We start from the raw sequence: 22,039 nt of genomic DNA, 5'->3' as shown, positions 1-22,039 counted from the left end.
CGCCGGGTGCGGGGGGCCCGGCCGGTCGGCGGGCGTCATTCACCGGTGGGGATGAGGGCGCGCAGCTCCGGTTCGAGTTCGGCGTGGAGGGGGGTGATCCGGCCCGCCAGGAACGTCTCGCGCATCCGCCGCCGCTGGATCTTGCCGCTGGTGGTCTTGCCGACGCCGCCGCGCTGGACGAGGACGACGTTCATCGAGGGCAGCCCGAACGCACGGGCCAGCTCCCCCTTGATCCGCCGGGCGAGGTCCGCGTAGGTGAGGTCGCCCAGGTCCTTGGGTCGTACCTCCTGGACGAGGACGACGTGCTCGCGCCCGGCCTCCACGCCGAACGCGGCGGCGGCGCGGGCGGCGGGATGGACGTCCCGGCTCGCCTCCTCCACATCCTGTGGATAGATGTTCCGGCCGTTGACGATGATCAGGTCCTTCAGCCGGCCGGTGACGTACAGTTCGCCGTCGTGGACGAACCCGAGGTCCCCGGTGCGCAGGAACGGCCCTTCCCCGGTGGCCAGGCGCGCCCGGAAGGTCTCCCCGGTCGTCTCGGCGCGCTGCCAGTACCCGAGGGCGACGCTGCCGCCCGCGACCCAGATCTCGCCGATCCGGCCGTCGGGCAGCGATTCGGCCGACTCGGGGTGGACGATCCGCACCGTCAGGTCGATCGGCCGGCCGCACCCGACCAGCTCCACTCCCTCGGCGGCGGGCTCGGCGCGGTCCTGCTCTAGCGCGGCCGGGTCGAACCGGCCGACGACCGGGCCACGGCCGCGCTGGGTGCCGGTGACCAGCAGCGTCGCCTCGGCCATCCCGTAGCCCGGCGCCCAGGCCTCCCGCCGGAACCCCACCTCGCCGAATCGCCGGACGACCTTCTCCAGCGTCGACGTACGGACGGGCTCGGCGCCGTTGAGCGCCCACGCGAGCGAGGACAGGTCCAGGCCGGTGAGCTGCTCGTCCTTGACGCCGCGCACCAGCCACTCGTAGGCGAAGTTCGGCGCGACGGTGTACTGGGCGCGGTACCGGCTGATCATCCGCGGCCACAGCGCCGGCCTCATCACGAACGACACGGGTGAGGCGAACGCCAGGCTGCCGCCCGCGTACAGCGGCTGGAGGAGCAGGCCGATCAGCCCCATGTCGTGGTAGTGCGGCAGCCAGCCCGCGCCGATCCCGTCCTCGGGGCGGCCGAGGATCGTGTAGATCTGCGCGGAGTTGTGCAGCAGGTTGCCGTGGGACAGCAGTACGCCGCGCGGCTCGCTCGTGGAGCCGGAGGTGTACTGCAGGTACGCGGGGGCGCCCGGCTCCAGCTCCGGCGGCTCCCACGCGTCGGGGTCCGGCATCGCGGCGGCGTCGGTGGCCACGCACGTCACCCGGCCGTCCAGCCCGCTCTCGCGCAGCCAGGAGGTGAGCATCGGCGCGTTCGCCGTGTCGGTGAGGACCATCCGGATGTCGGCGTCCTTGATGATGCCCTCCGCGCGTTCGAGCGCGCGCGGGTCGGTGGACGGCAGCGGCGACGGCACGGCGATGACCCGCGAGTACAGGCAGCCGAGGAAGACACGGAGGAACTCCAGCCCGGTCGGGTAGAGCAGCAGCGCGGCCTCACCGCCCAGTCCGGCGCCGGCGAGCCACGCGCCGGCCGACCGCGCGCGGCCGTCCAGCTCCGCGAACGTCACGCGTTCGAGCTCGACGAGCTCGCCCTTGTGCTCGTCGACCAGCGCGTACCAGCGGTCGTCGCCGTGGCGCGCGACCTGGGTGCGCAGGTGGTGCACGAAGCTCGTCATCGATCATCCCCGTTTCCCTGGTTCCCGGCCGCCCCCGGGCCGTCTCCGACGCGCCGGGCCGCCCCGGCCCCGCAGGCGTTCTCCAGCGCGGCGCAGGCGCGGGCGACGCCGTCCTCCGCCGCGATCCGCCGGCCCAGGTCCGCCGCCCGGCGGCGCATCCGCTCGTCGCCCACGGCCGCCGTGATCCGCGCGGTGAGCGGTTCCGGCGCGAGTCTCCTGATCGGCAGCGGGGCGGGGCCGGCGCCGAGCGCCGCCACTCGGCCGCCCCAGAACGTCTGGTCGCCGAAGAACGGGCAGACGACGGCGGGGATCCCGGCCCGCAGCGCGGCGGCGGTGGTGCCCGCGCCGCCGTGGTGCACGGCCGCCAGCATCCGGGGGAACAGCCACGAATGCGGCACGTCCCCGACCACCAGGACGTCGTCGTCGCCCGCCTCGTCCTCCCCGAACGCGAGGATCCCGCGCACGCCCGCGGCGCGCAGCGCCGCCCGTACCGTCGCGGCCATCGCCTCCGGGTGCGGCGGCGTCATGCTGCCGAACCCCACGTAGACCGGCGGCGGCCCGGCGGCGAGGAAGTCGGCGAGCCGCGGGTCCGGCGTCCACGAGGGCTCGTCCAGGAACCAGTACCCCGTGACGTGGACGTGCGAGGGCCAGTCGGGCGGCCGGGGAACGACGGCCTCGCTGAAGCAGGCCAGCACCGGAACGTCCCGTACGGTGCGGATCGGGCCGCCCAGGGGGAGTTTCGGCAGCGCGAGCGTGTCGCGCCGCCAGGTGTTGAGGAAGGGGCGGGAGAGCTGCCAGGCGAGCTGCTCCACCAGGTGGTAGCTCAGCCGGTTCGCGCCGTACGCGCGGGACACCAGCGGGTGCGGGAAGGCGCCGGTCGGCTGGCTGGGCTGGAAGTGGATCAGCGCGTCGTCGATGCCGAGGTACTCGGCGAGGTGGTGCCCGACGAAGCCCAGCGTCGGGAAGATCAGCAGATCGGCGTCCTTGCAGCCGGCCAGGATCTCGCCGAGCAGCATCTCGGCCATCGGCCGGATCACGCGCCGGAACCCCGCGACGAAGCCGAGCGGGTTGCGGCCGTGTCGCAGCCACTCGCGGACCTCATCGGTCTCCAGGAGCCGGGCCGGGTCGACGGACAGGACGGAGGTGTCCAGCCCGGCGGCGAGCGGCTCCTGGCCGGCCGCGACGATGAGCCGGACGCCGTGGCCGCGCTCGGCCAGGCCCCGGCCGAGCGCGACGCAGGGCTGGACGTCGCCCCGCGAGCCGGCGGCGAAGATGACGATGTCGCGCCGCACCCCGGTCACCGCACGCTCTCGGCAGGCGGTGACCAGGCCCGCAGCGGCGGCCGTTCCGGCGCCTCCGCGACGCCGGGGACGTCATCGAGGGTCTCGCTCCAGGTCTCACGCCGGATCTCGTCCCGGGCCGGACCGTACGGGCGGGCGTGCCGGGCGCGGCGCGGGCGGGCGGGCAGTGTCGCGAAGGCGATGAGCGCGCCGAGGCAGACCAGGCCGGCGCCGCACAGCAGCCCGACCGAGGTGGCGTGCTGGAACGCGGCGGCGTGCCCCTTCCCGGACGCGAGTTCGGACCGCTGCCGTGCGGAGATGATGACGCCGATGATCGCGATGCCGAAGGCGCCGGAGACCTCGCGGCCGACGCTGAGGATGCCGCCCGCGACGCCGGAACGTTGCTCGGGGATCGACGTCAGGACGTAGCCGGTGAGCGGCATGTTCAGCGCGGAGCCGACGCCGATCAGGGCCACGCCGGGCAGCAGGTCGGCGTAGCCGTCCCCGGGCCGCAGCAGCGCGAACGCCGCCATCCCGGCGGCCATGAGGAACAGGCCCCAGGCGATCGTCGACCGGGCGCCGATCCTCCGGCCCACCCAGAACGACACGGGCGTCAGGGCGGCGATCACCACGGCCGGCGGCAGGAACACCGAGCCGGTCTTCGTCGGGGAGAACCGCAGCACCTGCTGCAGGAACAGCGAGGCGTAGAACAGCACGCCGTTGAAGCCGACGCCCCACAGGATCTGCACCGCGACCCCGCCCGTGAACGCCCGGCTGCGGAAGAACACCAGGTCGATCATCGGCGTGGGCGCCCACCGCTCGACCGCGACCAGCGCGACGATCGCCACGGCGGCCAGCGCGAAGGCCCCGAGCACCACGCCGCTGCCCCACCCGTGGGAGGCGACCTCGTTCAGCGCGTACGTGACGGCGAACAGCAGGGTGCCGGAGGCGAGCATGCCGGGCAGGTCGACGCCGTCCGCGGTGGTGTCCCGCGACTCCGGGATCACGAACACGCCCAGCAGCACGACGGCGAGGCCGGGCGCGAGGTTGATGAGGAAGATCCAGTTCCAGGCCCAGTGCTGGGCGATGTACCCGCCGGCCACCGGGCCGAGGGCGAGCGCGAGCGCCGCGGAGCCGACCCAGACGACGGTGCCCCGCGCCTGTTCCCGCTCGGTACGGCCGACGGTGACGAGCGCCAGCCCCGCCGGGATGACCAGCGCGCCGCCGGCGCCCTGGACGACGCGGGCGGCGATCAGCGTCTCGGCGCTTCCGGCCAGCCCGGCGAGCCCGGACGCCGCCGTGAAGACGGCCAGGCCGATCAGGAAGATCCGCTTGCGGCCGTACACGTCGGCCATGCGGCCGCCGGCGAGCATGACGCTCGCGAAGATCAGGATGTACGAGGTCGCGACCCATTCCAGGGCGGACAGGGAGATGTGCAGGTCACGCTGGATCGACGGCAGCGCGACGTTCACGACCGTGTTGTCCAGTGTGGTCATGAACCCGGCGACCGCGATCACAGTGAGCGTCCATCCATGTCGCGTGCGGGTCATTCGACCTATAAGGCCATATTCACCACGGTGAGTCTTGTCATCGCGGTGATAAGGCAGCTGAGAGAAAAGTGACCTTTGTGCGCATCGAGACTCATGCCGGATAAGACACGGTGTTCACTCTTCCGCGTTGTTTCATCAGTGACCGTGCGTAATGGGGGTAGCACAAATGGCGGCTACCGAGCCGGGCGGACCCGGCCCCCGCCGACCGGGAAAACCGGCGATCCGCCGTTTCCTCGTCGACGCCGTGGCGAGCCGGTGCAAGGTGCCCGCCACCGAGGTGGACCCGGACCGGCCGCTGGACGAACTGGGCCTGACCTCGCGCGACGCGGTCGCCATCGCGGGCGAACTCGAAAAGCTCGTCGGCGCGCGACTGCCCGCGACCCTCCTTTACGAACACCGGACCATCGCCCGTCTCACCGACGTGATAGCCGAGGGTGAATTCTCCGCTCCGTACGGTGATTCGGTGAATGACGCGCCGCCACTTTCGGCCGTTTCCGACGAACCGATCGCCGTCATCGGAATCGGCTGCCGTTTCCCCGGCGGCGTCTCCGGACCGGAGACCTACTGGCGTTTTCTGCTCGACGGCGGCGACGGGATCCGCGCGGTGCCCGACGGCCGCTGGGATCCCTTCGACGACGGCACGCTGGAGGACGTCACCCGGTTCGGCGGGTTCCTCGACGACGTCGCCGGCTTCGACTCGCGGTTCTTCGGCATCACGCCCGACGAGGCCGACGTCATGGACCCGCAGCAGCGGCTGCTGCTCGAGGTCGCTTGGGAGGCGTTCCAGCACGCGGGCGTCGCGCCCCCGAGCCTGCGCGGCAGCCGCACCGGCGTGTTCGTCGGCGTGTCCGCCCCCGAGTACGGCTATGTCACCGGGACCGCGCCGCTGCGGCCCTACACCGCCACCGGCGCCGCGCTCAGCATCGTCGCGAACCGCCTGTCCTACCTCCTCGACCTGCGCGGCCCCTCCATGATCGTGGACACGGCCTGCTCGTCGTCGCTGGTCGCGACGCACCTGGCCGTACGGTCGCTGCGCGCCGGGGAGAGCGATCTCGCCGTCGCCGGCGGCGTCAACGTGCTGCTGTCCCCGCTGATCACCAAGACGTTCGACCTGGGCGGCGCGACCGCCCCGGACGGCCGCTGCAAGCCGTTCGACGCGTCCGCGGACGGCATGGTCCGCGCCGAGGGCTGCGGCGCCCTCGTCCTCAAGCGGCTGTCCGACGCCCGGCGCGACGGCGACCGCGTGCTCGCGGTCGTCCGCGGGTCGGCGGTCAACTCCGACGGCCGCTCCACCGGACTCGTCGCGCCGAACGCCGAGGCCCAGGTCGCCGTCCTCCGCGCCGCGTACGCCGGGCTCGGCCGCCCCGACTACGTCGAGGCGCACGGCACCGGAACCCTCCTCGGCGACCCCATCGAGGCCCGCGCCCTCGGCGCCGCCCTGGGCGGCCCGGACCCCGACGGCCCGCCGGTCCTCATCGGGTCGGTCAAGTCCAACCTCGGCCACCTGGAGGCCGCCGCCGGTGTCGCCGGACTGATCAAGGTCGTGCTCGCGCTCGCGCACCGGCGGATCCCGGCGAGCCTCCACTACCGCGAGCCGAACCCGCACATCGACTTCGACGCCCTCGGGCTCGCCGTCGCCGCCGAAGAGACGCCCTGGCCCGAGACCCGTGACCGACCCGCCCTGGCCGGAGTCTCGGGCTTCGGGTTCGGCGGCACCAACGCGCACGTCGTCCTCGAAGCGGCGCCCGCCGAAGACGAACGCCCGCGCCGCCGCCGCGAACCGCCGGTGCACACCCTCCTGCTCTCCGACGTCGACGCCGGCCGGATCGGCCCGTACGCCGCCGGCCTCGCCGACTGGCTGGAGGCCGGGGACGCGGCACTGCCCGACGTCGCCCGCACGCTGAACCGCCGCTTCGGGCGCGGCCGCGCGGCCGCCGCCGTGGTGGGCCGCGACCGTACGGCCCTCGCCGCGGCACTCCGCGCGCCGCGCATCACCGGCGTCACCGTCGCCCGTGACGCCCCACCGGTCTGGGTCTTCTCCGGGTACGGGGCGCAGCGGCCCGGCATGGGACGCCGCCTCCTCGCCGACGAACCGGCGTTCGCCGCCGCCATCGACGCGCTCGACGGGCCGTTCGCCGCGCAGGCGGGCTTCTCGCTGTGGGACACCCTCGAGAGCGGCGAACGGGTCACCGGCGTGTACCGCACGATGACCACGCTGTTCGGGCTGCAGATCGGCCTCGCCGCGCTGCTGCGCTCGTACGGCGCCGAGCCCGGCGCGGTCATCGGCCACTCGATGGGCGAGGCCGCCGCGGCCGTCGTCGCCGGCGCGCTGTCCATGGAGGACGGCGTCACGGTCATGACCTGCCGGGCGCGGCTGCTCGACGGCATCGCCGAGGAGGGCGGCGGCGCGATGCTCGTCATGGGCTGCGCGGCCGACGACGCCCTCGCCTACGCACGGTCCGGCGCGGACGTCCACGTCGCGGTCCGCTCCTCGCCCCGGCAGACCGTCCTCACCGGCGACGCCGGCGAACTGGCGCGTGTCGCCGCCCGTGCCACCGACGACGGCCTGCTCGCCCGCGTCGTCCAGGCGGAGGGCGCCGGCCACTCGCCCGCCGTCGACCCCATCCTCGACCCCCTGCGCGTCCGGCTCGCGGACGTCCGCGGCCGCCTCGCCGAGGTGCCCTTCTACTCCACCGTGCTGGAGGACCCGCGCGAGGCCCCGGCCTTCGACGGCGACTACTGGGCCGCGAACGCCCGCCGCACCGTACGCCTCGCCGACGCGGTCGCCGCCGCGGCCGAGGACGGGTTCACCGCGTTCGTCGAGGTCAACGCCCACCCGCTGCTCGCCCAGGCGATCACCGAGACCGCCGACGGCGCGCTCGTCGTCCCCACCCTGCGCCGCCCGCCCCACCGCCCGGACCAGGAGCGACGGCCCGAGGCCGACGACACCGTGACCTTCCACGAGGCCCTCGCCACCCTGACCGTCCACGGCCACCTGCCCGCCCGCACACCGGACGGCCACGTCATCGACGTGCCCGCCCCGGCCTGGGAGCACCGGCGGCACTGGATCGACGCGACCCCGCGCGGCGCGACCGGCCTGCACCCCCTGCTCGGCGCGCACGTCGAACTCCCCGGCGAGGACCGGCACGTCTGGAGCGCCGACGTCGGCGCGGCGGCCTCGCCGTGGGCCGACCGCCCGTTCGGCCACCCCCTGCTGCCCGCCGCCGCGTACGCCGAGATCGCGCTGGCCGCCGGCACCGAACTGCTCGGCCCGGACGCGGCCGTCTCCGGACTCCACCTGCACCGGCCCGTGCCCCTGGACGAGCACACGACCCTCACCACGTCCGTCACCCTGGCCGACGACGGCGCGACCGTCGAGATCCACACCCGCACCCCCGCCGCCACCTGGACCCCGATCGCCTCCGCCACCGTCTCAGCGCGCCCCGCCCGCCCGGCCGACGAGACCGGCGACCCGATCGACGACCTCGGCGTGGCCGCCGAGGTCGAGATCGGGCCCGCCGCAGAGGGCAACCGGCACTTCCGGCTTCACCCGGACGTCTTCGGCCGCTGCCTGGCAGCGGCCGCCGACCTGCTCGGTGAAGGCGCCTGGCTGCCGGAGTCGATCGGCGGCCTGCGGGTGTACGGGCCGACGCGGCACGGCGGCCGCTGCCTCATCCGCCTCACCCCGGCCGACGACGGCCGCCTGGTCGGCCTCCGCCTGGTCGGGGAAGGCGGACGGACCCTCGCCGAGGCGACCGACATCCGGATGCGCTCGTACGGGCGCACGGACCTGCCCGTGCCGCTGAGCGCGAAACTGGCCGAGCTCACCTGGGAATCGGCCGACGCGACTCCGGCCGATCCCTCGACCGCCGGAACCCCCGCCGCCGTCGCTTCCGAGGCCGAGGAATCCGCGGCAGGGGCGGCGGACGGCGACCCGTTCGCGGACGCCGTCGTGCTGGCCGCCCCCGGTGACCCGGTCGCCGGGGCGCTACCGGACGGCGTGGTCCGCGAGATCGACGACTGGGTCGGCGCCGAACGCTCGGCCCGCGACCTGGTGACCGCGGCCGAGGTTCCGGCCCACGTCGTCACCCTGCCGCCCGCCGACCTGACCGACGAACGTCTCGTCCTCGCGGTGTCCGGCCTGGTACGCGGCCTGACCAGCGGGTCCGTGCCGCCGCGCCTGTGGCTGGTGACCCGGGGCGCCCTCCGCCCCACCGGGACCGGCAAGGGCGACCCGGGACAGGCGTTCGCCGGCGCGATGGTCCGGGTGCTCGGGTTCGAGACGCCGGGCCTGCGCGCCACCCACCTCGACCTCGATCCGGAGGGCCCGCCGGACGCGGCCGTCGAGGCGATCGCCGCCGAGCTCCGCGCCCGGCCCGCCGACACCGAGATCGCCCGGCGGGGCGGCAAGCGGTACGTCGCCCGGCTCGCCGTCGCCCGCCTCGACGGCGGCCGACTCGACGGGGGCCACGGCGGCGACGGCCGCGTGGGCGGTCCCGTTCACGGCGGCCGGAGTGAGGGGCGTCTCGGCGGCAGCCGACTCGGTGACGACGGCCGCGTGGGCGGGTCCGGTCAGGGGCGCTCCGACGGGGGGCGTCCCGGTGGCGGTCGGCGGCGTGCGGTCGTGCGGCGTGGGGCCGCGTACGTGATCAGTGGTGGGTACGGCGGTCTCGGGCTCGTCACGGCCCGGCTGCTGGCCGAGCGGGGTGCGGGCCGGATCGTGCTGTCCGGGCGGAACGGGCCGCCGCCGGAGGCGGAGAAGGCCATCAGCGAGCTGCGCGAGAGCGGCGTCGAGGTGGAGGTCGTCCTCGGGGACGTCGCCGCGCCCGGCGTCGCCGAGCGGATGGTCGCCGCCGCCGGGGACCGGCTGCGCGGCGTCGTGCACGCGGCCGGCGGGCTGGCCGACCGCATCTTCACCGACATCGACGCGGCCGACCTGCGCCGGGTCTGGGAGCCGAAGGTCGACGGGGCGTACCGGCTGTACGCGGCGACGCGCGGCCGTGACCTCGACTGGTGGGTCGTGTACTCCTCGGCCGCCGCGCTGCTCGGCTCGCCCGGCCAGGGCGCGTACGCCGCCGCGAACGCCGCCGTCGACGCCCTCACCGGGTCGCTCCGGGAGCGGGGCGTGCCCGCGTACACGATCAACTGGGGCACCTGGTCCCGCGTCGGCGGCGCGGCGAACCTGAGCGGCGGTCCCGCGAGCGGCATCGACCCGATCACGCCCGAGGAGGGCGCGGAGGCGTTCGAGGCGCTGCTCGCCCACGGCCGGCCGGCGACCGGCGTGCTCCGCTTCGACCCGCGGCAGGCCGTGGCGGCGTTCCCCGAACTCGGCCGGATGCCGTACTTCTCCGCGCTGGTCGAGGCGCTGCCCGAGGCCGAGGACGACTGGCCGGGCGCGGAGGCGCTGCGCGCGGCCGAGCCGTCCGCCGCCCGCGCGCTGGTTCGGGGACGGGTCGCCGAGCGGGTCGCGACCGTCCTGGGGTTCGCCCCGGATCCGGCGCAGTCGCTGACCGACCTGGGGCTGGACTCGCTCGTGGCGGTCCGCATCAAGAGCGCGCTCGAACACGACCTCGGGCTGACCGTGCCCGCCACCGTCCTGCTGCAGGGCGGCAGCGTGAACGTCCTGACCACCTGGGCGCTCACCGAGCTGGGCCTGGCCGATCCGGAGTCGCCGGCCGCCCCGGCGGCGGGAACGCGCCCGGGGTTCGTCGACGCCCGCGACGCGGCCGAACGCCTCGTCGTCCGCGTCTTCGAACGCGTCCTCGGCGCCGACCGCGTGTCGGCGACCGACGACTTCTTCGCCCTCGGCGGCCGCGAGGACCAGGCCCGTACGGTCCTGGAGATCCTGGAGCTCGAGGTGGGCCGCCCGATCGATCACGCGGAGCTGTTCGCCCACCCGACGGTCGAGCACCTCGCCTCGGTGATCCGGGCGGGCGAGGAGGAGGCCGCGCGCCGCATCGTCCGGCCGCTCACCTCGGCAGCGCGTGGACGGCCGTTCTTCTGCGTGCATCCGGCGGGCGGGACGACGGGCGTGTACCGGCAGCTCGCCACGCTGGTCGGCGGGCCGTTCTTCGGGCTGGAGCGGTTCGCGGACGCGCCGAGCGTCGAGGAGCGCGCCGCGCGCTACGCCGACCTGATCCGCGAGGCGCAGCCCGAGGGCCCGTACCGGCTCGGCGGCTGGTCCTTCGGGGGCGTCGTGGCGTACGAGACGGCCCGGATCCTCGGTGACGTGGAGCTGCTCGCGCTGATCGACGCGGGGATCCCCCGCCGCGCCGACGACCCGGGCGAGGCCGCGGCCCGCCGGTACGCCGACTTCGCGGCCTACCTCAACGAGACGTACGACCTGGGCGTGGTCCTCGACGTCGAGGAGCTGCGCCCGCTCGGCGAGGACGCCCAGCTCGCCCTCGTGATGGAGCGCGCCGCGCCGCTCATGGAGAAGCTGCCGCCCGCGATCCTGCACCACCAGCTCACCTCGCACGAGGACACGCGGTCCCTGGAGGCGTACCGGCCCGAGCCGTACGACGGCCGCGTGGTGCTGTACCGCGCGACCGAGCCGACGCCCTGGACCGTACGGGACGCCCGCTACGAGCTCGACGAGACCAACGGCTTCGGCGACCTCTGCCCCCGCCTGGACGTCGTCCCGATCCGGGGCGCCCACCACCTCAACCTGCTCGATCCGCCCGCAGTGCACGCCCTCGCCGGCCACCTGGGGGCACTGCTCATCCAGTAGGAGGTTCCATGTCCGATCTGCTCGAAGCGGTCCGCGCGGGTGCCGGACCCGCCGAACTGCTCGCCTGCGAGCTGCCGACGCGATTCCGTGCCGCGCACACGCTCAAGGACGAGGTGGGCATCTTCGACGGCGAGACGGACAAGGACGTCCGGCGCTCGATCCACGTCGGCGAGGTCGAGATGCCCGAACCGGCCCCGGACGAGGCCGTCGTCGCGGTGATGGCCGCGGCGATCAACTACAACACCGTCTGGTCGGCGATCTTCGAACCGATCCCGACCTTCGCGTTCCTGGAGAAGCTCGGCCGTACGGGCCCGTGGGGCGCCCGGCACGACCAGCCGTGGCACATCCTCGGCTCCGACGCCGCGGGCGTCGTCGTCCGGGTCGGCGACGGCGTGCATAACTTCAAGGTCGGTGACCGGGTCGTCGTCCACGCCGGCGTGATCGACGACCAGGAGCCCGCCAGCCAGGAGGACGGCGTGTCGAGCCACGCCCTGGCCTGGGGGTTCGAGAACAACTTCGGCGCGTTCGGGGAGTTCACGGTCGTCAAGGCGAACCAGCTGATCCGCAAGCCCGCGCACCTGACGTGGGAGGAGGCGGCGGCCAACACGCTGTGCGCCGCGACGGCGTACCGGATGCTGGTCGGCGCGCACGGCGCCCGCATGAAGCAGGGCGACGTCGTGCTGGTCTGGGGCGGCACCGGCGGCCTCGGCTCGTACGCCGTGCAGCTCGTCAGGAACGGCGGCGGCATCCCGGTCGCGGTCGTCAGCTCCGAGGAGAAGGCCGACCTGGTCCGCCGGCAGGGCTGCGAGCACGTCATCAACCGCAGCGAACTCGAACTCGGCGACGAGGGGTTGCGCAGCCCGAAGGCGTGGCGGCGGCTCGGCGAGAGCATCCGGTCCCTTACCGGTGAGGACCCGCACATCGTGTTCGAGTACCTCGGCGCGGAGACGTTCGGGGCGTCGGTGTACGTCGCCCGGCGCGGCGGCAAGATCGTCACCTGCGGATCGTCGACGGGCTACCGGCACGAGTACGACAACCGGTTCCTGTGGATGAACATCAAGAGCATCGTCGGCAGCCACGGCTTCAACTACCACGAGGCCGTCGAGACCAACCGCCTGATCGGCCTCGGCATGATCCACCCGACGCTGTCCACGGTCTACCCCCTGGCGGAGGCGGGCGAGGCGACCCGCGCCGTCCAGACGAACCAGCACATCGGCAAGGTCGGCCTCCTCGTCGCCGCCGAGAAGGAGGGCCAGGGCATCGAGAACCCGGCCCTCCGCGACCGCGTAGGGGAGGAGAACCTGACGCTGTACCGCCGCTGACCGCCGTGCCGGTCACCGCCGCCGAGGGTCTCCGTCGTTCCGACGACGGAGACCCTCGGCATGGGCGGGCCGCGCCGGTCGAACAGCCCGCTCGGCTCAGGTGGGTGCGGGTCACCGGCCGGAGCCGTCGCTGTAGCCGTAAAAGTACTTTCCGTGGCGGTCATGCTGTTGGCTGAGCGTTCGGTATCCGGTATCCGGCGCGCAAGGCCGCCGTTCCATGATCGGCCGTACCGTAGCTGCGCTTGAATTCCGACATTGGAGCACAAATGCACAGCTCTCCTGCGGGCGGCGGCGACACCGGTGAAACCGGATCACTCCCTATGACGACTCCGAAACCCGACCAGGAGGAGGCGCAGGCGGCGGCCACCGAGCACACCGGGCATGACGAGCACGCGGCCGGTTGCGCCTGCCCCCGCACCGCAGACCTCGACGGGAACGGCATCGCCGCGTCGAGCCGCCGCAGGTTCCTGCGCGGAGCCGGCGTTCTCGGCGCAGGTGCGGCAGCCGCGGGCCTGCTGGGCGCGACGCCCGCGTACGCATCGGGAAGCAGGTCGGGCGCGGACCGCGACCCGTACGGTCAGACCGCGATGACTCCGGCGCCGCGCGGCAAGTGGAGGCCGGACCCCGAGAGCACCCGTTTCACCCTGGTCGTCATGCCCGACACGCAGTACATGTTCGACCAGGACAGGATTCACCCGGTCCCCATGGAGGCGTCCTTCCGTTACGTCCTCGACCCGAAGGGCCGCGCGGGGGGCGGCGACGAGAACATCGTCTTCCTGGCCCATCTCGGTGACGTGACCCAGAACGGCCTCACCGAGGAGTACGCCGCGGCCACCAAGGTGTTCGACATGCTGGACCGTGCGCGCGCCTCGTACAGCGTCCTGGCCGGCAACCACGATGTCCACGGAGACGACCAGCGCGGCGCCACCCCGTACCTGGACACCTTCAGCTCCGCGCGGGCCCGCAAGACTCCCAGCTACCACTCCTCCAGCCCGGACGGCTACAACACCTGCCACATCTTCCGGGCCGGCGGCCGCTCCTGGATGCTCCTCGCGCTCGACTGGCGGATGTCGCAGAAGGGCTTCGCCTGGGCCAACGCGGTCATCGCCGCGAACCCGACCCTGCCGGTGATCGTCACCACCCATGAGATCGTCGGCTCGTACGATGACGGCACGGCCGGGCTGTCCGACTACGGGCAGCAGATGTGGGACGACCTGATCAAGAACAACGACCAGATCTTCCTCACCCTCAACGGGCATTACTGGCCGCCCGGCTCGACCGTGATGAAGAACAGCCACGGCAACGACGTGCACCTGCACATCACCAACTACCAGGACCGGTACTACGGCGGTGCCGGAATGATCCGTTCCTACCGTTTCGACCTCGACAGGGGCAGGATCGACGTCGCGACCTTCTCGCCATGGATCCGGGAGCTGGCCGCGAGGCAGGAGGCCAACTCCCTCGCCGCGGAGGAGATGGAACTGACCTCGCCGGTCGACTACTTCTCGATGGCGATCGACTTCGACGAGCGCTTCGCCGGCTTCGCGCCGGTGCCGCCGCGCAAGGCCCGCCCCGCGCGTCAGATGCTGGTACGCGGGACGCTCGCCTACTGGCGGTTCGACAACGGCGGCGCCGTCGGCGGCGACGTCGCTGCGAACACCGTGGTCAAGGACCAGGCGGGGAACGGCAACGACCTGGTCCTGCGCAGCGTGCCGGGCACTCCCGCGCACGCGCTCACCTGGACCGACGACCACCACCCCGACCAGCCCGGCCACGCCGGCCTGGTCTTCGCAGGTCAGGGCAACCCGGTCAGCGGCGCCTACCTCCAGACGGTCGACCGCGCGCCGATCAACCAGGAGACCTTCGCCAAGGGCTACACGTTCGAGGTGTTCTTCAAGGTGCCGGCCGACTGGGACGGGGGGCGCAACGGCTGGTCATCGATGCTGAGCCGGGCGGGCAGCGCCGGCCAGGCCGGAAAGAACGGCCCCTCCGCCACCGCGGACGAGCCCGTCCTCACCCTCAGCCTGTCAAGCTCCATCGAGCTGCAGTGGAACGCCTACCCGCTCAACCAGAACGGAGCGACGACCGCCTGGAGCCACCTGCTGCAGAAGGAACAGTGGTGGCACGTCGCCGTCACCAACGACGGCCGGATCATCAAGCTCTATGTCAACGGCTGCGAAGAGGGACGCAACCCCACCAGCGAAGCCATCGGCCTGACCACGCTCAAGATGCCGTTCCTGCTCGGCGGATACCAATGGGCCGGCGCGGTCAACCAGGTCTTCCACGGCACCATCGGCGACGTGCGGATCACCGACCGGGCGCTGTCGCCCCGTGAGTTCATGAACGCCTAGTGGGCGTCAAGGACCGGGCGGCGTCGCGACGACGAGAACCCTCGGCACAGACCAGGGATCAGGGGTGCACGACCGCGAAGAGTCCCCGCTGGCGGGTGCCGTCCGGCATCCGCCAGGGGGCCGCCAGGTGGCCTACCGCTCCCTCCGGCGTGTCGTCCGGGGCGGGGCGCCACGCCGAGCCGCCGCTGCCCTCGGCCATCCGGGCAGGCGACCAGCTCAGCGCAGGAGTGACCGCGCGGTCGGGGCGAGCGTCAGCCGTTGTGGCTCGCCCGTGAGGACGGCCGACAGTTTCGGCAGCACGTCGTCGCGCCACGCGGGTGAACGCTCCAGCCGCCCCAGGTGCCCGGCGAGGTCGTCCCGGCCGGCGAACCGGGCGAACCACACGAAGAAGTTCTCGCCGGTCCGTACGGGCAACGCGGGGTAGGTGTTCTCGGCGTGCTCGGTCTGCAGGTACGCCAGCGGCGCGGCACCCGTTTCGGTCAGCACCGGCCGCACCCGGCGGCGGAAGAACTCGGCGAACTCCTTGTCGAACGGCCGGTCGCGGCGGTAGAGGGTCGCGACGACCAGCGAGGACGGCGGTTCCGCCCGGCCGACCGGCGGTCGCGGTCCGCTCGGCGCGGGGAAGCCGGAGTCCTCGTCCACGGGCCGCAGCAGCAGCACGTCATCGGTGTCGACCATCGTGACCCTGGCCGCGTCCCGGTGGGCCGCCCACACCGGACCGCCGTAGAAGGCGCGGAGCGCGGCCTCCCGGCTCCGCATGTCCGGGAAACCGCGCAGCCAGACGAACCGGTCGGCGGCGTCCACGTCGCGGAACTGGCCGATCACCTCGGTGCCGGTCGCCTCCTGCGACTCGACGAACTCCCGCTCGAAGAGATCGATCAGCACGTCGCGCGCGTCGTCGTGCAACGTGTACTGCCGCAGCTCCAAGACCTGCGACCGGGCTCCGCTCATCGGCGACGTCCTTTCTGTAACAAAGCTTATTACATTTTTGCCCGGTGGCTGGCAGGGATGTGGTCGCTCAGCTCACCCGCAGGGTCTGACGGAGCACGTCGGCGATCGACGTGCGGCCCAGCTCCCGCCGCAGGGTCTGCTCGGCGCCCTCGTAGATCGCCCCGAGCGCCGGCCGAATGCCCTTGCCGACCGGGCATTCGAGATTCGGCTCGGTGTGGTGCAGGCCGAACAGCGAATCCCGCTCGACCGCGTCGTAGACCTCGGCGAGGGAGATCTCCTCCGCAGGCCGGGCGAGGCTCCAGCCGGCCCCGGGCCCGTGGCGGACGCTGACGAGGCCCGCCCGGCGAAGCTCGCCGAGGCTACGGCGGATGATCACGGGGTTGGTGTTGATGCTCGCGGCGACCTGGTCGGACGTGAGCTGCTCTCGCCCCTGTCGCTGCGCCAGCGCCAGCCATGCGAGAGCGTGCACGGCGATCGTGAGCCGGCTGTTCGCCGCCATGGCCACCTCCTGTAACAAAGAACGTTACAGGTCGCGTCGCGTCAGGTCGTCCCTGGTGACGGAGAACGCGACGTCGCAGTGCGCATCGTGTTCGGCGAGCCGGGCGACGAGCGACGCCCGCACGTCGTCGTAGGTGTCGGACCCGAGGGGAAGGCGCAACGGCGTCTCACCGGAGTCGACAAGGTGGATCATCGCGTCCGCGATCTTCTGTGGATCGTTGGGGAGGCCGAAGGACCCGTCGGCGATCGCGCGGCGCACCTCGGCCGCCGGAGTGTTCTCGTACTCCGGCATGATGGGCGCGGTGTCGAGGCCACTGCCGAATCCGGTCGGCGTCGCCCCGGGCTCGACGATGGTGAGGCCGATTCCGAACGGTGCGATCTCGCGGGCCGCCGTCTCGCAGAAGCCTTCGATCCCCCACTTCGAGGCGTGGTAGTAGCTGAAGTTCGGGTAGGTGGTCTGACCTCCGGCGCTCGAGACCTGCAGGATGCGTCCGCGTCCTTGAGCGCGCAGATGCGGCAGTGCGGCGCGGATGACGCGGATCGAGCCGAGCAGGTTCGTGTCGATCACTCGCCGGATCTGCTCGTCGCCCGCCTCCTCGACGGAGGCGAACACGCCGTAGCCGGCGTTGTTGACGACCACATCGATGCCGCCGAGCGTCTCGAAGGCCTCGGTGACGACCCGCTGCACCTGTTCGGGATCGGTCACGTCGAGTTGCGCGAGCCAGAGGCGGTCGCCGTACTGGGCCCGCAGATCCGTCAGCGCCTCGGGTCGGCGCAGGGTCGCGGCGACGCGGTCGCCGCGTGCCAGCAGCCGCTCGGTGAGCAGACGGCCGAAGCCGGAGGACGTGCCGGTGATGAACCAGGTAGTGGACACGATCTTCCTTTCGTCGATGTCGCCATCGACGCTAGGAGTTCAAGTCGACTTGAAGTCAAATTCGTATAGTGGCGTGCATGGCGAACACCGAGAAGGTCGCGCTCAGCATCGGCGAGGTCAGCGCGCGGACCGGTCTGACCACTCCCACCCTGCGCTTCTACGAACAGGAGGGGCTGCTCCCTCCCGTGCGGCGCAACGCCGCAGGCCGGCGCGTGTTCACCGAGGGGGACGTGGCCTGGCTGGAGGTGTGCGCGAAGTTGCGATCGTCGGGGATGCCGTTGCCCGAGATCCGGCGTTACGCGGAGTTGGTGCGGGAGGGCGCCGGCAACGAGGCGGAGCGCTTCGAGATCCTGCGCCGGCACGAGGCGAAGGTCCAGCAGCAGGTCGCCGACCTGCAGGAGGCTCTCAGCGTCATTCACGCGAAGGTCGAGATCTATGCCCGGCATCTCGTTGCGGGCACGGCCGACGGCCTGTGGCGCAACGGCCCCGAATGCGACCGGGTTCCCGACTGGTCCGCTGACTCCGCGCAGCAGTGTGAGACGTAGCGGGAATCGGAGCGCAGGACGACGATGAGCGCAGTGCGATGGCAGGTGGGAGCTCAGATGCGGATCGCGATCTTCCCCCGCGTGCGCCCGCGCTCGGCGTACGTGTGCGCTTCCGCGATCTGCTCGAGCGGGTAGGTCCGCTCGATGCGCGGGGTATAGCGGCCTTGTCGGCCGAGTTCGCCCGCCTCGGCGAGGAGCGTGGGGTCGTTCTCCGCGTTGGCCAGATGCACGCCCAGGCGATGCGCGTTGGCGTAGTCGGCGACCGTCAATACGCGAGCAGGGTCGCCCACGATCGCGATGAGATCGGCGAGGGACCCGGAGGCCGCGGTGTCGAGCGCGAGGTCGACACCGTCCGGAGCCAGGGTGGCGAGGCGCTCCGCGAGGCCGGTGCCGTAGGTGGTGGGAACGGCTCCGAGAGAGGTGAGGAACTCGTGGTTGCGCTCGCTGGCCGTCCCGATCACGGTGGCGCCCTGAGCCACCGCGATCTCGACCGCGGCACTGCCCACGCCTCCGGCGGCGCCCTCGATGAGAAGGGTGCGCCCTCGCAGGGGACCGAGCGCCTTCAGCCCGCCCATCGCGGTCACGGATGCCAGACCGGCACTGGCGGCCTCCTCGTCGGTCCACGTGGTGGGCGCGTAGGCCCAGGCCGAGAGGACGGCCGACTCTGCTGTCGCGCCGGTGACGCCGCCCAGCCCGAAGACACGGTCGCGATGCCCACCCCCTGCACGCCCTCACCGACCTCGTCGACCACGCCGACGGCATCACGCCCCGGAATCGCGGGCAGGTCCACGGGGAGCACCTCGCGCACCGCGCCGGAACGCACTTTCCAGTCGACGGGATTGACACTGGCCGCCGCGACGCGGATGCGGATCTCGCGACGGAGTCAGACGCGCACGGTGGCGAAGAGTCCCTGCTCGCGGGTGCCGTCCGGCATTCGCCAGGGACCCGCTACGTGGCCGGCCGCTCCCTCTGGCAGAGGAGCGTCGTCCGGGGCGGGGCGCAGGACTCGGTGCAGATGGAGGATCGCGCCCTGCGAGATGGGCAGTTCAGTGGCCTCTCGGTCGTCGGTGGGAGTCGGGCGGATATCCGTGGTGGCCAGGCCGTCACCGGTGTAGGAACGGGTGACCTCCAGGTCGGGGGTGTCGCTGATGCTCTGGGCCTGGGCCTGGACCCGGCCCTCGATCAGAGCCAGCAACTGGGTGACCAGTACCGGGTCGTGGCAGCCGTCGTAGGCCCAGCGCCGCCCCAGCACCCCATGCTCCATCGTGCCGACGAGGGCGTGTTCCGCCCCGTCGAGCGGGGCGCCGCGGTAGGTGAGCGGCACCAGGTAGGCGGTCGGCCGAGCGCCGGAGGCGTCGGTGACCACCATGAACTCGATCCCGACCGCACCCTGCGGGTCGTCCAGCCGGAAGCCACCGGCCTTGGCCAGGTCCGGTTCGTCGGTGCCGCCGAGGTACCACGGCCGGGAGGGCAGCCAGGAGGCCAGCAGTTCCAGCTTGGTCGGCCTGAGGGTGGTGTGATGGATGACGGCCATGCTCAGGATCTCTTCCGTTGGGTCGGCACGACCTTCGCATCCTCCCATCCGCCGCCCGCCTACGCCGGTTGTCTGTGTCGGCCCGGCGCCGAGGGTTTCCGTCGTTCGAACGACGGAAACCCTCGGCGCAGGCGGCTTCACAGGGCGAGGGCTTCCACCGGGGCAGACGGGCGGCGCGAGTCGCCGGGTAGAGACCGGCGGGCATGCCGATCGGCAGGGCGGCTCCGGTGCCACCGATGACCGCGATCGCCGGGATGACCGCGGGCCAGGGCCCGATCGACTCCCGGCAGGGGCTAACCGTCCGCGTCCAGCACCTCGTTCACGAGGTCGTCGAGGTGGCGGAGCGCCGCGCCCTTCTCCTCCAGGCAGAAGTCGACGTAGTTGACCAGGGCCCAGGCGGCGTAGACCCAGGCCAGCGACTCGGCGCGGGGAACCGGGCCGAGGGCGTCGCGCCACCCGTTCGGCGAGATGCGGAGGAACGCCGCGGTCATCCCGCCCGCGATCATCGGGAGGACGTCCTCGGGGACGACGCCGAGCTTCCGGATCTTGCGGACGGCGGCGGGGATGAAGTCGAGCGGCGGCTCGGGGAACGTCGCGCCGAGGAACATCAGGAGCGTCATGCAGCCGGTGCGGACGTCGTCGATGGCCTGCTCGCTCGAGAACCGGTCCTGCAGACGTCGGGTTAACCGATCATCCGGTTCGCCCAGCTCGTCGTTCAGCCCTCGGACGAGTTCGACGGCCAGGTCTAGATCACCGAACTCGTCGAGGTACTCACGGTCCGGCGAGTCGCTCTCAATCCTGTCGGTCATGGAACGACGTTAACCCCACCGGGCCTCGCGGGTAACGGATTGGCCGCTCTGCGTGACCGAGAAATCGCCGTGCCGTACCGGGCCGCAGGCCGTAGGGTGGAGGCATGAACACGTCCACAGGTCAGGTGATGATGCGCCCCGCACGGGGCCGCCGCCACTGACGGACGCACGAGATCCGAGGCCCTGAACACGGGGCCTCGATTCGTTCCCGCGCATCGGAGCCCCGGCTCTCCCGGGAGGTTCCGATGACCCGATCCCACGTCTACGTCACCACCACGATCCCGTACGTCAACGCGCGCCCGCACGTCGGGTTCGCGCTCGAACTCGTACAGGCCGACGTGCTGGCCCGGCATCATCGCCGGCGCGGTGACGACGTCCGGCTGCAGGCCGGGACCGACGACAACGCGCTGAAGAACGTGCAGGCCGCCGAGCGGGCCGGCGTGCCGGTCCAGGAGTTCGTCGACCGGAACGCGGCGGCGTTCACGGCGCTGCACCGGCCCCTGAACGTCTCGGCCGACGACGTCGTCCACACGAGCCGCGATCCCCGGCACCGGGCCGGTGTCGAGCGGTTCTGGCGGGCGTGCGAGGCCGCGGGCGACCTGTACCGCAAGCACTACGAGGGCCTGTACTGCGTCGGATGCGAGCAGTTCTACACCCCCGCCGAGCTCGACGACGGCCGCTGCCCCGAGCACGGGACCGAGCCGCAGCGGGTGGCCGAGGAGAACTGGTTCTTCCGGCTGTCCCGCTACGCCGACCGGCTGCACGACCTCATCACGAGCGGTCGCCTGCGCGTCGAGCCGGCCGAACGCCGCAACGAGGTCCTGGGCTTCATCGCGGGCGGGCTGGAGGACTTCTCCGTCTCGCGTTCCGTCGCCCGCGCCCGAGGCTGGGGCATCCCGGTGCCGGGTGATCCGAGCCAGGTCGTCTACGTGTGGTGGGACGCCCTGGGCAACTACCTGACCGCGCTCGGGTACGGCACCGGCGACGCGGGCCTGCGGCGCTGGTGGTCGGCGGCCGACCGCCGGATCCACCTCGTGGGCAAGGGCGTGGTCCGCTTCCACGCGGTCTACTGGCCGGCCATGCTCCTGTCGGCCGGGTTGCCTTTGCCCACGGAGATCCTGGTCCACGGCTACCTCACCGCCGACGGCCGCAAGATCAGCAAGTCCGGCGGCACCACCGTCGATCCGGTCACGCTCGTCGACGCGTACGGCACCGACGCGGTCCGCTGGTGGCTGCTGCGCGAGGTGCCGCGGGCCGGCGACGCGGACTTCACCCACGATCGGCTGATCGCGCGCGCCGACGACGAGCTCGCCAACGGGATCGGCAACCTCGTCAACCGGGTGGTCGCGATGCTGCACCGCTACCGCGACGGCCGCCCGCCCGCCCTCCCCGGTTCCGGTGGCGAGGTCCTCCTCGACCATGAGACGCGTCCCCGCGACGCCGGACGGCTGCCGGACGCGCCGTCCCGCGAGGTGGTCGCGGCGTGCGACCGGGCGCCCGCGCTCGTCGCCGCCGCGCTCGACGCGTTCGACCTCCGGGCGGCGACGGAGGCCGTACGGGCGATCGCCGACGCGGCCAACCGGTTCGTCGAACAGGTACGCCCGTGGGAGCTCGCGCGCGCCGAACGGGCCGGTGACCGCGACGCCGGCCGGCGCCTCGACGCGGCCCTCGCGGTGCTGCTGCACGCGTGCCGGACGCTCGGCGAGGAGCTGTCGCCGTTCCTGCCGGACGCCGCGGATCGCATCGCGAGGCAGTGCGCGGCGGCCGACGGCCGCCTACCCGCCCCGTCACCGGTCTTCCCGCGGCTCGCCGGCCCGTGATCGGCGAGC

14 protein-coding genes and 1 pseudogene are annotated in these 22,039 nt (G+C 72.8%); 5 read left to right on the top strand and 10 right to left on the bottom strand.

Annotated features, from left to right (window positions below):
* Positions 1-35: 35 nt before the first annotated feature.
* Genes NE234_RS15865 through NE234_RS15855 form a run of 3 tightly spaced genes read right to left on the bottom strand, consistent with a single transcriptional unit; the run spans position 36 to position 4,596 of the window.
* Positions 36-1,766, bottom strand: a complete 1,731-nt coding sequence (locus NE234_RS15865) for a fatty acyl-AMP ligase (protein ID WP_252781050.1) — start codon at positions 1,764-1,766, stop codon at positions 36-38.
* Positions 1,763-3,058: a glycosyltransferase gene (locus NE234_RS15860; RefSeq protein WP_252781049.1), complete on the bottom strand. Its 1,296-nt coding sequence runs from the start codon at positions 3,056-3,058 to the stop codon at positions 1,763-1,765. Before NE234_RS15860 ends, NE234_RS15865 begins: the two co-directional genes overlap by 4 nt.
* Before the next feature lie 5 nt (positions 3,059-3,063).
* On the bottom strand, positions 3,064-4,596 hold the full coding sequence (locus NE234_RS15855; protein WP_252781048.1) for an MFS transporter: 1,533 nt from the start codon (positions 4,594-4,596) through the stop codon (positions 3,064-3,066).
* A gap of 166 nt (positions 4,597-4,762) precedes the next feature.
* On the opposite strand from NE234_RS15855, the gene NE234_RS15850 reads away from it, so the two are divergent.
* The 3 genes from NE234_RS15850 (at position 4,763) to NE234_RS15840 (ending at position 14,999) form a co-directional block, all read left to right on the top strand.
* Positions 4,763-11,326 (top strand): type I polyketide synthase, encoded by a 6,564-nt coding sequence (locus tag NE234_RS15850; RefSeq protein ID WP_252781047.1) that lies wholly within the window; start codon positions 4,763-4,765, stop codon positions 11,324-11,326.
* Positions 11,327-11,334: 8 nt separating this feature from the next.
* Entirely contained in the window at positions 11,335-12,648 is a 1,314-nt protein-coding gene (gene ccrA, locus NE234_RS15845) for a crotonyl-CoA carboxylase/reductase (protein WP_252781046.1), read from the top strand.
* A 320-nt stretch (positions 12,649-12,968) separates the two neighbouring features.
* Entirely contained in the window at positions 12,969-14,999 is a 2,031-nt protein-coding gene (locus NE234_RS15840; protein WP_252781045.1) for a LamG-like jellyroll fold domain-containing protein, read from the top strand.
* A 58-nt stretch (positions 15,000-15,057) separates the two neighbouring features.
* Here NE234_RS15840 and NE234_RS15835 read toward each other — a convergent pair whose 3' ends face one another.
* From NE234_RS15835 to NE234_RS15820, 4 genes are all read right to left on the bottom strand, one after another.
* Positions 15,058-15,198, bottom strand: a complete 141-nt coding sequence (locus NE234_RS15835; RefSeq protein WP_252781044.1) for a hypothetical protein — start codon at positions 15,196-15,198, stop codon at positions 15,058-15,060.
* A 17-nt stretch (positions 15,199-15,215) separates the two neighbouring features.
* Positions 15,216-15,950, bottom strand: coding sequence for an NIPSNAP family protein (locus tag NE234_RS15830; protein WP_252781043.1), 735 nt, complete (start codon positions 15,948-15,950; stop codon positions 15,216-15,218).
* Positions 15,951-16,017: 67 nt separating this feature from the next.
* On the bottom strand, positions 16,018-16,449 hold the full coding sequence (locus tag NE234_RS15825; protein ID WP_252781042.1) for an Rrf2 family transcriptional regulator: 432 nt from the start codon (positions 16,447-16,449) through the stop codon (positions 16,018-16,020).
* A gap of 24 nt (positions 16,450-16,473) precedes the next feature.
* Positions 16,474-17,322 (bottom strand): SDR family oxidoreductase, encoded by an 849-nt coding sequence (locus tag NE234_RS15820; protein WP_252781041.1) that lies wholly within the window; start codon positions 17,320-17,322, stop codon positions 16,474-16,476.
* A gap of 77 nt (positions 17,323-17,399) precedes the next feature.
* Here NE234_RS15820 and NE234_RS15815 point away from each other — a divergent pair, with 77 nt between their 5' ends.
* On the top strand, positions 17,400-17,867 hold the full coding sequence (locus tag NE234_RS15815) for a MerR family transcriptional regulator (RefSeq protein ID WP_252781040.1): 468 nt from the start codon (positions 17,400-17,402) through the stop codon (positions 17,865-17,867).
* Positions 17,868-17,920: 53 nt separating this feature from the next.
* Here NE234_RS15815 and NE234_RS45935 read toward each other — a convergent pair.
* The 3 genes and pseudogenes from NE234_RS45935 to NE234_RS15795 all read right to left on the bottom strand — a co-directional run bounded on the left by NE234_RS45935 (position 17,921) and on the right by NE234_RS15795 (position 20,210).
* Positions 17,921-18,738, bottom strand: a pseudogene (locus NE234_RS45935) (NADP-dependent oxidoreductase).
* 12 nt (positions 18,739-18,750) lie between these two features.
* A complete protein-coding gene (locus tag NE234_RS15800; protein WP_252781037.1) occupies positions 18,751-19,401 on the bottom strand; it encodes a maltokinase N-terminal cap-like domain-containing protein in 651 nt (216 codons plus the stop codon).
* 293 nt (positions 19,402-19,694) lie between these two features.
* A complete protein-coding gene (locus tag NE234_RS15795) occupies positions 19,695-20,210 on the bottom strand; it encodes a hypothetical protein (RefSeq protein WP_252781036.1) in 516 nt (171 codons plus the stop codon).
* Between the two features lie 245 nt (positions 20,211-20,455).
* Here NE234_RS15795 and metG point away from each other — a divergent pair, with 245 nt between their 5' ends.
* Positions 20,456-22,030 (top strand): methionine--tRNA ligase, encoded by a 1,575-nt coding sequence (gene metG, locus NE234_RS15790; protein WP_252781035.1) that lies wholly within the window; start codon positions 20,456-20,458, stop codon positions 22,028-22,030.
* Positions 22,031-22,039: the final 9 nt, after the last annotated feature.

The organism is Actinoallomurus rhizosphaericola (genome assembly GCF_024055675.1).
Lineage (GTDB): Bacteria > Actinomycetota > Actinomycetes > Streptosporangiales > Streptosporangiaceae > Actinoallomurus > Actinoallomurus soli.
This window is presented reverse-complemented; position numbering and strand designations above follow the sequence as displayed.